A 12,080-nucleotide genomic window follows, 5' to 3' on the forward strand; every position below is an offset into this window, starting at 1 on the left:
CCGCTCCTGGAAGTCGTGCGAGCCCATGAGCTCGTAGAGCGTCGGGATGAGGTCGGCGAACACGGCGTGCGCAGCACCCGCCGCGCGCGGCGCGGGAGACCCTGCGTCTCGGACGCCGCGCCGTCGAGGGTGCGTCGCACGCCGTGTTCGCCGACCTCATCCCGACGCTCTACGAGCTCATGGGCTCGCACGACTTCCAGGAGCGGCTCGCCGCGATGCGCGAAGGTCGCACGCCCGTCTACACGGGCGAGTAGCCCGGCGAGGGATCGAGAGAGCCGCGCCTCCGCCACCAGGGGCGCGGCTCTCTCAGCTTCGGGGGCCGTCGCCCCTCAGGTCGTAGAGGCGCTTGAGCTTGCCCTCACTGCGCGGCAGGTCGCCGGGTGCGGCGAGCACGACCGCGACGCTCGACCCGATGCGCTCCTTGATGCGGCGGCCCAGCAGCGCAGCGGCTTCGGCGCTCGCGGTGTCCCCGACCTCGGGCCGACGCTCGACCTTGACGGCGAGGGCATCCATTCGACCCTCCCGGGTGAGCTCGAGCACGAAGTGCGGGGCGAGCTCGGGGATGCCGAGCACGAGCTCCTCGATCTGCGTCGGGAAGAGGTTCACGCCGCGCAGGATGATCATGTCGTCGTTGCGGCCGGTGATCTTCTCCATGCGGCGCATCGCCGGGCGCGCGGTGCCGGGCAGCAGGCGGGTGAGGTCGCGCGTGCGATACCTCAGCACGGGGAACGCCTCCTTGGTGAGCGACGTGAACACGAGCTCACCGACCTCCCCGTCCGGCAGCGGGTTGCCCGCGTCGTCGATCACCTCGGGCAGGAAGTGGTCCTCCCAGAGGTGAGGACCGTCCTTCGTCTCGACGCACTCGTTGCCGACGCCCGGCCCCATCACCTCGCTCAGCCCGTAAATGTCGACGGCATCGATGCCGAGACGCTGCTCGAGCTCCTGCCGCAGCTCGTTGGTCCACGGCTCCGCACCGAGCACCGCGATCCGCAGGCTCGTCGAGCGCGGGTCGATGCCCTCCTCCTCCATCGCGTCGGCGATCGTGAGCAGGTAGGTGGGCGTGCACAGGATGACCTCGGGCTCGAAGTCGCGGATGAGCTGCACCTGGCGTGCGGTCATCCCGCCCGACACCGGGATGACGGTCGCGCCGAGTGCCTCGATGCCCGCGTGCGCGCCCAGCCCGCCCGTGAAGAGCCCGTAGCCGTAGGCGTTGTGCACCTTCATCCCGGGCCGCACGCCGGAGGCGCGCAGCGACCGCGCGACGAGCGACGCCCAGGTCTCCAGGTCGCGCGACGTGTAACCGACGACCGTCGGACGGCCGGTCGTGCCGGAGGAGGCATGGATGCGCGCGACCCGATCCATGGGGACGGCGAACATGCCGAACGGGTAGCTCTCGCGCAGGTCGTCCTTCGTCGTGAAGGGGAGGCGCCGGAGGTCGTCGAGCGAGCGGATGTCGTCGGGGCCGACGCCCGCGGCGTCGAGCTTGCGGCGGTAAAGGGGCACGTTCGCGTACGCGTGGGCGACGGTCTCCTGCAGCCGGACGAGCTGGAGCGCCTCGAGCTCCGGCCGGCTCAGGCGCTCACCCTCGTCGAGCTCGACGTTCATGCCCAGCCGAGCGCCTCGACCTCGGCGCCGAGCGCGAGCAGCGCGTCGTCGCCGAAGAAGCGCCCCTCGAGGGTGAGGCCGACGGGAAGTCCCGACTCCGCGCGCCCCGCCGGCAGCGTCAGCATCGGCACCCCGGCGACGGTGCCCGGCGCGGTGTTGCGGGTGAGCGTCGCGAAGAGCGGCTCACTGCGCCCGTTGAGCTGCACGACGTCGTCGACGCCGAGCGGCGGGGGCAGCACCGCGCACGACGGGGCGATCAGGGCATCCACCCCCGTCTCCTCGAAGACCCGGGAGTACCGGCGCCGCAGTTCCCAACGCCCCCGGCGAGCGGCTTCGTAGGCCTCCGCCGGGAACGGCTGTGCGGCGAGCATCTCGGCGAGTCCGCGCACGTCGGGCGATGCGATCTGCGCGGCGACCTCGGCGAAGGTCAGGTCGCGGCCGGCGGCTTCCCGCGCGCGAGCGAGCAGGGCGAGCACCGACTCGTAGAGCACGAGTTCGAGCCCCGGTCCGGCGCCGAGCGCGAGGTCGTCGGCGATATCGACGTCGACGAGGGTGACGCCAGCATCCCGCAGGCTGTCGAGCGCCCGAGACGCCACCGCGGCGACGTCGGGGTCGATGTCGTCGAAGCGCGAGCGCGGGATGCCGAGGGTCACGTCGCCGAGGGAGACGGCGGCCGCGCGGGGGGTGCGTGCGATCACGGCGTCGACGCGCCGGGCCTCGGCGACCGTGCGGGTGTGGAGCCCGACGGTGTCGCGCGTCCACGACAGGTTCACGAGGCCGTCGGCGGGGTAGCGCCCGACCGTCGGCCGGAACCCGACGATGCCGCAGAACGACGCCGGCAGCGTGATCGACCCGCCCGTGTCGGTGCCGAGGCTGAACGACACGTCGCCGAGAGCCACCGTCGCCGCACTCCCGCCGCTCGACCCGCCCGCGCTGAACGCGGGGTTCACGGGATTCTTCACGGGGCCGTACTTCGCGTTGTTCGACGTGACGCCGAACGCGAGCTCGTGGAGGTTGGTCTTGCCGATGACGACCGCTCCGGCCTCGCGCAGCACGCTCACGACGCCCGCGTCGACGGCGGGGAGGTGACCGGCGAGCAGCGGGCTCCCTCCGGTCGTGGGCAGCCCCGCGACGTCGATGTTGTCCTTCACCGCGAACGGGATGCCGGCGAGCTCGCCCGTCGACGCGGGATCGGCCGCGGCATCCTTCACCACCGCGATGTAGGCGTTGTGCGACTCCTGGGAGCGGGCGGCCGCGGCGACCGCCTCGGCGACGGTCACGCCTGCACGCCGATCGCGATCGGCGCGAAGCCGCGGGCACGCAGCACGTACGGCACGAGCAGCATGAGTGCCTCCGGGCCGCGCGCCGAGGCGATGCCGCCGAGGTCGAGCAGTTGCTCGGGCTTCCAGCCGAGGTCGGCCAGGAGCCCGGCGGTCAGCGCCTTCGCGTCGGCGTCGTCGCCCGACAGGAAGGCCGTGGCCGGATGCGTGAGCGCTCCGGGAGCGGTCATCACGGGGAAGAGCATCGTGTTGAGCGTCTTCACGACCCGCGTCGCCGGGAGGGCACGCTGGAGGTTCTCGGCGAGGCTGCTGTTCGGGTAGAGCAGGTCGCCGGGAGCCCCCGACGGGTCCTTCTCGGTCGCGTTCGACACGTCGATGAGCACCTTGCCCTCGAGCTCCGAGCGCAGCGCGGAGAGGTTGCCGAGCGCGACGTCGCCGGGGCTCGCGTTGATCACGACCTCGGCGCGCGCGACGGCGTCGGCGACGGTGCTGATCTCGGCGGGCGCGTCGGCCCACGCGGGGGTGGCCGCTTCGGGGTCGCGACTGCCGACGACGACCTCGTGGCCGGCGGCGGTGAGCCCGGTGGCGAGCGTGCGGCCGACGCGGCCGGAACCCAGGATGGCGATGGTGGTCATGGTGCTGCTCCTCTTCGAGTGGCGGGATGGGTGTTACGAGATGGCCGAGAGCACCGAGATGGCCTCGGCCTGGAGCGCCGGGGTCGTCGCGAGGAAGTCTCGGCTGCCGAGACCCCACGGTGCGCCGGCCGTGTCGGTGACGACCCCGCCGGCCTCGTGCACGAGCAAGGCACCGGCGAGGAGCCCCGAGCGCACCTGGCTGAACTGCCAGAACGCCTCCATGCGCCCCGCGGCGACCTGGATGAGTTGAAGGGTCGCGGGCACGGAGACGCGGATGACGAGGGCGGCGTTGAGCATCGCGGTCGTCGAATCGCCGATCCGTCGGAAAGTCTCCGCCGACTCCCCCGGCCTGGCCTGGCCGGTGCCGACGAGCGCGCCGTCGAGCGCGACCTTTCCCGAGGGGGTGAGCGGGACGCCGTTGCAGAAGGCGCCCCCGCCGGCGACGGCCGTGAAGGTCTCGCCGGTGAGCGGGAGATGCACGACGCTCACGACGGGCGCGTTGTCGCGCACGAGGGTCGCGGTGACGCCCCAGTCGTTCATCCCGTGAACGTGGTTGATGTTGCCCTCGACCGGGTCGGTCACCCACCATTCGCCGGGCGGCAGCGCGCCGCTCTCGAGTTCGTCCTCGACCCAGCCCGCCTCCGGTCGCAGCCGCGTGAGCATGGGCTGGAAGACCGCGAGCGACTGCTCGTCGTTGGCATGGATGGCGGCGACGACCTCGTCGCGGGTGCGGTATCCGGGGTGGCGGTCGAGCAGCTCGGCCATCCGTCGTCCGGCGGCCTGCACGGCGGCCGCGACGTCGAGGGCGAGCGCGCGGTCGTCGTCGAGCGAGGGGTTGGCTCCGCCGAAGGCGGCGGGGGCGAGGTTCTCACGGGAAGTCGGCACGGAGCCGACGGTATGGAGCGCGAAGGGCAACGTCAAATGCATTATTCGCACCAAACAGTTGCGTCAGACGCACTGTTTGTGACGGCAGGCCACAGCCGGGTAGATTTACCGCCGTGCAACTGGACCTCAACCTGCTCACCGCGCTCGACGCCCTGCTCGAAGAGGGCAGCGTCGCGGGTGCCGCGGCCCGCCTCCACCTGTCGGCCCCCGCGATGAGCCGCACGCTCAGTCGCATCCGCCGGGCGACGGGCGACCAGATCCTCGTGCGCACCGGGCGCACGATGACGCCCACGCCCCACGCCCTCGCGATGCGCGGCGAGGTGCACGACCTCGTCCAACGGGCGCAGGCGGTGCTCGACCCGGAGATCGAACTCGACCTGGCTTCGCTGCACCGCACCTTCACGATGCGCGGACACGACGCCGTGACGGCGGCGATCGGCCCGGCCCTTCTCGTCGCCATCCACCGCAGCGCACCCGGCGTCGCCCTGAGGATGCTCGCCGAGGGCAGCGTCGACACCAACGAGCTGCGCCACGGGCAGGTCGACCTCGAGGTTGGCTCGACGAAGCCGGAGCTCCCGGAGATCAACCACGTGCACATCGGCGACGACCACCTCGTCGCCGTGATGCGTCCCGATCACCCGCTCGCGGGCGGCGATCTCACCGTCGCGCGCTTCGCCTCGGCCGAGCAGCTCACGGTGTCGCGGCGCGGTCGCCTGCGTGACCCCATCGACGACGAGCTCGACCGGCTCGGGGTCACCCGACGCGTCGTCGCCTCGGCACCGACGAGCGCGGCCGCGATGCTCTTCGCGGCGCGGAGCGACCTCGTGGTGGCGATCCCCGAGCGGATGTGCGCGCACGCCCTCGACTCGCTCGGGCTCGTCACGAAGCGGCTCCCGTTCGTGACGCCACCCGTGTCGCTCTACCTCGCCTGGCACCAGCGCTACGACAACGACAAGGCCCACGCCTGGCTACGCGGCCAGGTGCGGGGAGCCTTCGCCGACGTGTTCGGCGGCACCGTCGCCTGAGCGAACGGCACCGCCGAACCGGGCTCAGCCGAAGAGCGCCGCGATGCGCGCGTGCTGGGCCGGATCGAGCCGGATGCTCTCCGCCGCCGTCACCCCGTCCCACTGCGCCGACGTGCGCGGTGCGACGATCGGCGCCGTCACGGCGGGATGGTCGCGCAACCAGGCGAGCGCGAGGCCGGAGACGCTCACGTTGAGTTCGCGGGCGATCTCGCGCAGCGCGGTGACCTTCTCGAGATTCTCGGGCGTGTGGAATCCCTTGTAGTACATGTTGCCGGCGACGGCGATGCGGCTGCCCTCTTCGGGCTCCGCCCCGTCGAGGTAGCGCTCCGAGAGCACCCCGCCGGCGAGTGGCGAGAACGGCGTGTAGCCGAGCCCTTCGGCGACGACGATCGGCAGCACCTCGGCCTCGTCGCCGCGGTCGAGCAGGTTGAGCCGATTCTCGACGGTGATCGGCCGGTGCAGCCCCCGCTCGTCGGCGACGTCGAGGATCTGCCGCAGCTTCTCGGCGCTCACGTTGCTGACGCCCCAGGCACGGATGCGTCCGGCATCCTGGGCCTCGCTCATGACGGCGAGCGACTGCTCGACCGGCGTGACCGGGTCGGGCGCGTGCCAGAGGTAGACGTCGACGCGCCCGAGTCGCTCGAGGCTCTGGGCGAGCTGCCGTTCGATGTGCTCGGGCGTGAGGTCGACGCCGCGGGTGCCGTCGGGTTTGCTGACGAGTCCGACCTTCGTCGTGACGATCATGTCGGCGGAGTCGCGCTCGTGCAGCCATCGTCCGACGGCCTTCTCGCTCTCGCCTCCGCCGTACGCGTCGGCGGTGTCGATGATCGTGATGCCGAGTTCGCGCGCCTCGTCGAGACGCTCGATGCCCTCGTCGGCGGTGAGGCCGAGACCGCGGGTGGCCGACGAGGTTCCGACGCCTCCGATCGAGCCCGCGCCGAAGACGAACTCGCTGACCTGGATGCCGGACGAGCCGAGGGGGACAGTGCGCATGGTGCGCTCCTTTCGATGTCGGGGGCGAGCCTAGGCAGGCCACTCGAATAACGGCAAGTGCATGCTCGACATCTGATTAGTTACCGTGATGCACTCGTGATGCGACCCGAAAAGCACTGGACTCCGTGGCGCGGGCTGGTCAGGATCGCCCCATGCACGTCTTGCTCGAAGGTCTTCCGATCGCGCGGGAGCTTCCCGGCTTCGAGGGCCGTTGGACCGAGTCGGGAGACTGGCACTTCGCGTACCAGAAGGCCGCCGCCGGCACGAACCTCGACCGGATGCTCGCCGGCCTGCCCGACCAGGCGTGCCCGGTCGAGCACTGGGGCTATGTCTTCTCGGGCCGGCTGCAGGTGCGCTACGTCGACGGGAGCGAGGAGATCGTCGAAGCCGGCGAGGCGTTCCACACCTCACCCGGCCACCGACCGCACATGCTCGACGACACCGTCATGCTGCAGGTGAGCCGCCGTGCCGACCACGACGAGCTGCTCCGCGCCGTCGCCGCGACGACACCGTCCTGACCTCTCCCCCACCCGACCACGAAGGAGTGCTCCCGTGAAGATCACCGTCCTCGGCGCGACCGGACGCACCGGCCGCCACGTCGTCCGCCAGGCGCTCGAACGCGGCCACACCGTGACCGCCGTCGTGCGCGACGCCTCCAAGCTCGAGCCCGCCACCGGCCTCACGGTCGTCACGGCCGACGTCCACGACGGCCCCGCGATCGCCGCCGCACTGCGCGGGTCCGAGGTCATCGTCTCGACGCTCGGGGTCGCGAAGGGCGAGAAGGGCGGCACCCTCGAGCTCGGCGCCCGGGCGGCGACCGCCGCGAAGCCGACGCGCCTGGTCTGGATGGGAGCCTTCGGCACCGGGCCTTCCGCGGGCCGCGCCGGCGGCTTCACGCGCCTCATGCTCAAGCTCGCGATGGGCTCCGAGCTGCCGGACAAAGTCGCGGCGGACGCGGGCGTGCTCGCCGCGGGCGGCACCGTGCTGCACTGCGGTCTGCTCGGCGACGGCGAGGCGAGCCCCACGCGCCGCTTCGTGCCGCTCGCCGAGGCGCCGACCGGTTGGCCGAAGAAGGTCAACGCCGCGACGGTCGCCGCCGCGATGCTGGATGTCGTGGAGGCCCCGTCGGCCAAGCCCGGCGTCTTCGCGCCGCTCGAGAGCTAGAGCGCGCGCACCGCCTCGAGCAGCGGTCCGGCGGCGTGCTTCAGGAACTCCTCCTGATACTCGTCGCCGACCTGCACGAGGGCCACATCCGTGAAACCCGCCTCGAGGTAGGGCCGCACCGCTTCCGCGAGCGTCGGGATGTCGGGGCCGCAGGCGATCGCCGCAGCCGTCATCTCGGGTGTCGCGTTCGCGGTCGCCTGCGCGAAGCTCGCGGGGGTCGGCAGCTCGGAGTTCACGCCCCAACCGAGACCCGACCAGCGGAACTGCTCGTGCGCGACCCTCACGGCATCCTTCTCGGTCGGTGCCCAGCACACCGGCACCTGCCCGATCTTGCGCGAGCCGGGGCCGTGCTCGGCGTCCCACTGCTCGACGAGTTCCTTCTCGGGCTGCACGGCGACCATGTGGTCGACGAGGCCACCCCAACGGTCGATGCCGGCGTCCCCCGAGACGGCGACGCCGATCTCGACCTCCGCGGGGTCCCAGATGCGCGCCGAGTCGACGCGGAAGTACTCGCCCTCCCACGTGATGAGCTCGCCCGTGAGCAGCTGCTGGATGAGCGTGATCGCCTCGAGCAGCATCTCCTGGCGCACGTGCACGCTCGGCCAACCCTGGCCGACGACGTGCTCGTTGAGGTTCTCGCCCGAGCCGAGGTTGAGCTGGAACCGGTTGCCGCTCAGCAGTTGAAGGGTGGCGGCCTGTTGGGCGACGACCGCCGGGTGGTAGCGCACCGTCGGGCAGGTCACGTAGGTCATGAGCTCCAGGCGCTCGGTCGCCTGCGCGACGGCACCGAGGGTCACCCACGCGTTCGGGGAGTGCCCCTGCTCGGTGAGCCACGGCGAGAAGTGGTCGCTCGACACGGCGAAGTCGAACCCGAGCCGCTCCGCCGCGACGGCGTAGTCGACGAGCGCCCGCGGGCCGCTCTGCTCGGTCATGAGGGTGTACCCGAAGTTCGTCATGCCCCCACTCCACGCGACGACCCGCGCTGCGTCACGGGCTTGACGCAGCCCCCCTTCGCGGGTTGAGTGCCCGCCGAAGGCGGGTGTATCGAAACCCACCCCGCGACCCCGCACGTGACGAAGCCCCGACCGCGTCCGGTTAGACTCTTGGACGCACCTTCGGGGCAGTAGCTCAATGGTAGAGCCTCAGTCTTCCAAACTGATTACGCGGGTTCGATTCCCGTCTGCCCCTCTCCGAACTTCGTCCCACCACTGTCTCTCCCGGCAGACTCAACCCATGGATGACGACCTGCCTCCGTCGATCGGCAAGGTCGCCGCGCGCGAGTTGGGCCTCCACGGATTGACCACCCTCGCCGCACTCGCCGCCGCCTCGGAGCGCGAGCTGCTCGACATCCACGGTGTCGGGCCGAAGGCGATCCGCATCCTGCGCGAGTCGCTCACCGAGCGCGGGCTGCACTTCCGCGAGTAGCGAGCAGCCCCACGTCAAGCCCGCGCGGTCGCGGCGCGCGCGCCGCACAGTGGCATCATGCCCGTCCGTTTCACCCCCGCATCCTTCGAGGGCGCGCTCCTCGCGTCGCTTCCGGCTGACGACGACCTGCCGACGACCGTCGAGGGCGGACTCGAGCTCGCCCTCGAACTCGGTCGTCGCGCTCCGGGTCCCGGCGAGGGCGCGACGCTCGACCTGTGGGAGACCCTCGCGACACTCGCCGCCGCCGACCTCGGCGCCGTCCGCGCCGTCGAGCCGCACCTCGACGCGATCGCGATCCTGCGCCAGGCCGAGCACGACCTTCCCGACGGGGTGTGGGGCGTCTTCGCGGCGGAGGGCGGCGACGCTCCCCTCACGGCGACCACCCGGGATGACGGGGTCACCCTCTCCGGCACGAAGCCGTGGTGCTCGCTCGCGAACCGCCTCGACCGCGCCCTCGTGACGGCGCACGTCGGCGACGCCGAGCGCGGACTGTTCGCCGTCGACCTGCACGCGCCGGGCGTCGAGGTGCTGTCCGGCACCTGGCACGCGCGGGGGCTCACCGAGATCCCGAGCGGGCCGGTGCGCTTCGACGGGGCGGCCGCGTCACCCGTCGGCGAGGCCGGCTGGTACCTCACCCGCGCGGGCTTCGAGTGGGGCGGCATCGGGGTGGCGGCGTGCTGGTACGGCGGCACCGTCGGAGTCGCGCGGGCCGTGCACGCGGCGGCGGTCGCGAAGCCCAACCCGTTCCTCACCATGCACCTCGGCGCGATCGACCGCGGGCTGCAGGACGCGCGGCGTGCACTCGCGGAGGCCGCGTCGATCGCCGACGCAGGGTCGCTCGACGGCCGGATCGTCGCGAAGCGTGTGCGTGCCACCGTCGCGGCGGTGGCCGAGGATGTACTCGCTCGCGCCGGCCATGCGCTCGGGCCCGCACCCCTCGCCCTCGACGCCGCGCACGCGAAGCGCGTCGCCGACCTGACCCTCTACCTCCGGCAGCACCACGCGGAGCGCGACCTCGAGTCGCTCGGCTCCGCGGTCGCCGCGAGCCCCGCACCGTGGTGACGTTCGACGCCCGCCTGCCCGGCACCCCCGTCGCCGACTGGGATGCGTCGGGCATCCGCGAGGCCCCTCCCCTCGACCTCACGGGCGTGACGTCGCTCGTCGTCGTCGCCGCGCATCCCGACGACGAGACCCTCGGCGCGGGCGGGCTGATGGCGGCCGCCGCGGAGGCGGGCCTGTCCGTGCGGGTCGTGCTCGTCACCGACGGCGGGGCCGACGGAGACCCCGCGACCCCCGAGCGACGCTCCGCCGAGCTGCGGGCCGCGCCCGACGAACTCGCTCCCGGCATCCCCGTCGACGAGCTCGGCTTCCCCGACGGCGGGGTGCTCGAGAATCGGGATGCCGTGGCCGCGGCGCTCGACCGCGCGTTGGCGGGCGAGCCGGCATCCACTCTTCTGGTCGCCCCGTGGACGGGCGACGGGCACCGCGACCACCGCGTCGTCGGCGAGGTCGTGCTCGAACGCGCGGGCGGGCGGCGTGTGGCGGGCTACCCGATCTGGGCGTGGCACTGGGACGACCCGACCGATCCGACCCTGCCCCGCGACACCCTGCGATCGCAGCCGGTCGACGTCGAACGGAAACGCCGGGCGATCGAGCGCTTCGCGAGCCAGGTCGGCGGCGACGACCCGCTGCTGCGCGCCGACGTGATCCAGCACTTCCTGCGCGACCGCGAGGTGTTCGTCGTCACCGAGCGCGGGGCGCTGCCGCCCGCGTACTTCGAGAAGGTGTACTCGCGCCGTGACGACCCGTGGCGCTATCGCGAGCGGTGGTACGAGGCGCGCAAGCGAGACGCGACCCTCGCCGCACTCCCCCGGCGTCGCTACCCCCGCACCCTCGAGGTGGGCTGCTCGATCGGGATGCTCACCGAGCGCCTCGCCGATCGCAGCGTCGACCTGCTCGCGATCGACGTCGCCGAGCGGGCGGTGGCGCAGACCCGCGAGCGGCTCCGTGACCGCGACGGCGCCCGCGTCGAGCTGCGCGACGCGTCCGTCGACTTCCCGCCCGGCCCGTTCGACCTCGTCGTGCTGTCGGAGGTGGGCTACTACTTCGGCGACGCGCTCGACCGTGTGCTCGCGGCGGCGCGCGACGCTCTCGCCCCGGGTGGTGAGCTGCTCGCCTGCCACTGGCGGCATCCCGTCGCCGACTATCCGCTGAGCGGCGACGAAGTTCACGCCCGCATCGCCCGCCTCGGCCTGCGGCGACTCGTGTCGCACGAGGAGGAGGACTTCGTGCTCGAAGTCTGGTCGAGCGACGACCGATCGGTCGCGCGACGGGAGGGGCTCTCGTGAGCGACCGCACCGTGAGCGAGCGCATCGCCGTCGTCGTGCCGGCCCGCGATGAGGCCGACCGCATCGACGCGTGCCTGCGCTCGATCAACGAGGCGGCGGCGCGCGTCCTGGTCCCCGTCGAGGTCGTCGTCGTCGCCGACGGCTGCCTCGACGACACGGCGGCGCGCGCCCGGTGCCACCGCGCGACCGTGCTCGAGACGACGGGCTCGAACGTGGGCGGCGCCCGGGCCGCCGGCGTCGCTCACGCGCTCGCCCGCGGCTCGACGTGGATCGCGAGCACCGACGCCGACTCGACGGTTCCCGAGAACTGGCTCACCGGGCAGCTCGACCTCGCCGCGTGGGGAGCGGAGGTCGTCGTCGGCACCGTGCAGCCGCGGTTCGACGAACTCACCGCCGAGCAGGTCGCCGCCTGGCACCGCACGCACGACGACGGGCAGTCGCTCGGACACGTGCACGGCGCCAACCTCGGCGTCGCGGCCGACGCCTACCGGCGGGTCGGCGGATTCCTCGCCGCCCCCGAGCATGAAGACACCGACCTCGTCGAACGGCTCTTCGACGCCGGCGCCGTCGTCGTCGCGAGCGACGGGTTCACGGTCGAGACCTCCGGACGCCACGTCGGCCGCACGCCGGGCGGGTACGCCCGCTACCTGCGCGAAGACCTGCTGCGCGCGGCGGGGGCTGTCAACCCCGTGACGTAGCGACCGGCCGGGAGTGGGATGA

At 72.5% G+C, this 12,080-nt stretch carries 13 protein-coding genes and 1 tRNA gene; 8 read left to right on the forward strand and 6 right to left on the reverse strand.

Annotated elements, in window-relative coordinates; genetic code table 11:
• Positions 1-306: 306 nt before the first annotated feature.
• Genes paaK through ACO1X9_RS11205 form a run of 4 tightly spaced genes read right to left on the reverse strand, consistent with a single transcriptional unit; the run spans position 307 to position 4,405 of the window.
• Positions 307-1,605, reverse strand: coding sequence for a phenylacetate--CoA ligase PaaK (paaK, locus tag ACO1X9_RS11190; RefSeq protein WP_486350917.1), 1,299 nt, complete (start codon positions 1,603-1,605; stop codon positions 307-309).
• Positions 1,602-2,885: an amidase family protein gene (locus tag ACO1X9_RS11195; protein WP_486350918.1), complete on the reverse strand. Its 1,284-nt coding sequence runs from the start codon at positions 2,883-2,885 to the stop codon at positions 1,602-1,604. The genes paaK and ACO1X9_RS11195 overlap by 4 nt, the downstream gene beginning before the upstream one ends.
• Positions 2,882-3,520, reverse strand: coding sequence for an NADPH-dependent F420 reductase (locus tag ACO1X9_RS11200; protein ID WP_486350919.1), 639 nt, complete (start codon positions 3,518-3,520; stop codon positions 2,882-2,884). Before ACO1X9_RS11200 ends, ACO1X9_RS11195 begins: the two co-directional genes overlap by 4 nt.
• Positions 3,521-3,553: 33 nt before the next feature.
• On the reverse strand, positions 3,554-4,405 hold the full coding sequence (locus ACO1X9_RS11205) for an inositol monophosphatase family protein (protein WP_486350920.1): 852 nt from the start codon (positions 4,403-4,405) through the stop codon (positions 3,554-3,556).
• Between the two features lie 113 nt (positions 4,406-4,518).
• Between ACO1X9_RS11205 and ACO1X9_RS11210 the strand changes: the two genes are divergently transcribed.
• On the forward strand, positions 4,519-5,430 hold the full coding sequence (locus tag ACO1X9_RS11210) for a LysR family transcriptional regulator (RefSeq protein WP_486350921.1): 912 nt from the start codon (positions 4,519-4,521) through the stop codon (positions 5,428-5,430).
• Between the two features lie 24 nt (positions 5,431-5,454).
• Here the strand turns inward: ACO1X9_RS11210 and ACO1X9_RS11215 are convergent, their stop codons facing one another.
• Entirely contained in the window at positions 5,455-6,423 is a 969-nt protein-coding gene (locus ACO1X9_RS11215; protein ID WP_486350922.1) for an aldo/keto reductase, read from the reverse strand.
• Positions 6,424-6,575: 152 nt separating this feature from the next.
• Here ACO1X9_RS11215 and ACO1X9_RS11220 point away from each other — a divergent pair, with 152 nt between their 5' ends.
• On the forward strand, positions 6,576-6,941 hold the full coding sequence (locus ACO1X9_RS11220) for a cupin domain-containing protein (RefSeq protein ID WP_486350923.1): 366 nt from the start codon (positions 6,576-6,578) through the stop codon (positions 6,939-6,941).
• Positions 6,942-6,975: 34 nt separating this feature from the next.
• Positions 6,976-7,587: an NAD(P)-dependent oxidoreductase gene (locus ACO1X9_RS11225; RefSeq protein ID WP_486350924.1), complete on the forward strand. Its 612-nt coding sequence runs from the start codon at positions 6,976-6,978 to the stop codon at positions 7,585-7,587.
• On the opposite strand, the gene ACO1X9_RS11230 is transcribed toward ACO1X9_RS11225, so the two are convergent.
• Positions 7,584-8,543 carry a TIGR03557 family F420-dependent LLM class oxidoreductase gene (locus tag ACO1X9_RS11230; RefSeq protein WP_486350925.1) on the reverse strand — a complete coding sequence of 320 codons (960 nt, stop codon included), beginning with the start codon at positions 8,541-8,543 and terminating at the stop codon, positions 7,584-7,586. The two genes, ACO1X9_RS11225 and ACO1X9_RS11230, sit on opposite strands and share 4 nt — an antisense overlap.
• Before the next feature lie 161 nt (positions 8,544-8,704).
• Between ACO1X9_RS11230 and ACO1X9_RS11235 the strand changes: the two genes are divergently transcribed.
• The 5 genes from ACO1X9_RS11235 to ACO1X9_RS11255 all read left to right on the forward strand — a co-directional run bounded on the left by ACO1X9_RS11235 (position 8,705) and on the right by ACO1X9_RS11255 (position 12,058).
• Positions 8,705-8,775: transfer RNA gene (locus ACO1X9_RS11235), tRNA-Gly, on the forward strand.
• A 45-nt stretch (positions 8,776-8,820) separates the two neighbouring features.
• A complete protein-coding gene (locus tag ACO1X9_RS11240; protein ID WP_486350926.1) occupies positions 8,821-9,012 on the forward strand; it encodes a helix-hairpin-helix domain-containing protein in 192 nt (63 codons plus the stop codon).
• Positions 9,013-9,069: 57 nt separating this feature from the next.
• A complete protein-coding gene (locus ACO1X9_RS11245; RefSeq protein ID WP_486350927.1) occupies positions 9,070-10,074 on the forward strand; it encodes an acyl-CoA dehydrogenase family protein in 1,005 nt (334 codons plus the stop codon).
• Positions 10,068-11,360, forward strand: coding sequence for a PIG-L family deacetylase (locus ACO1X9_RS11250; protein WP_486350928.1), 1,293 nt, complete (start codon positions 10,068-10,070; stop codon positions 11,358-11,360). Before ACO1X9_RS11245 ends, ACO1X9_RS11250 begins: the two co-directional genes overlap by 7 nt.
• Positions 11,357-12,058, forward strand: a complete 702-nt coding sequence (locus tag ACO1X9_RS11255; RefSeq protein WP_486350929.1) for a glycosyltransferase family 2 protein — start codon at positions 11,357-11,359, stop codon at positions 12,056-12,058. Before ACO1X9_RS11250 ends, ACO1X9_RS11255 begins: the two co-directional genes overlap by 4 nt.
• The last annotated feature ends 22 nt before the right edge of the window (positions 12,059-12,080 follow it).

It is taken from the genome of Pseudolysinimonas sp. (genome assembly GCF_057350545.1).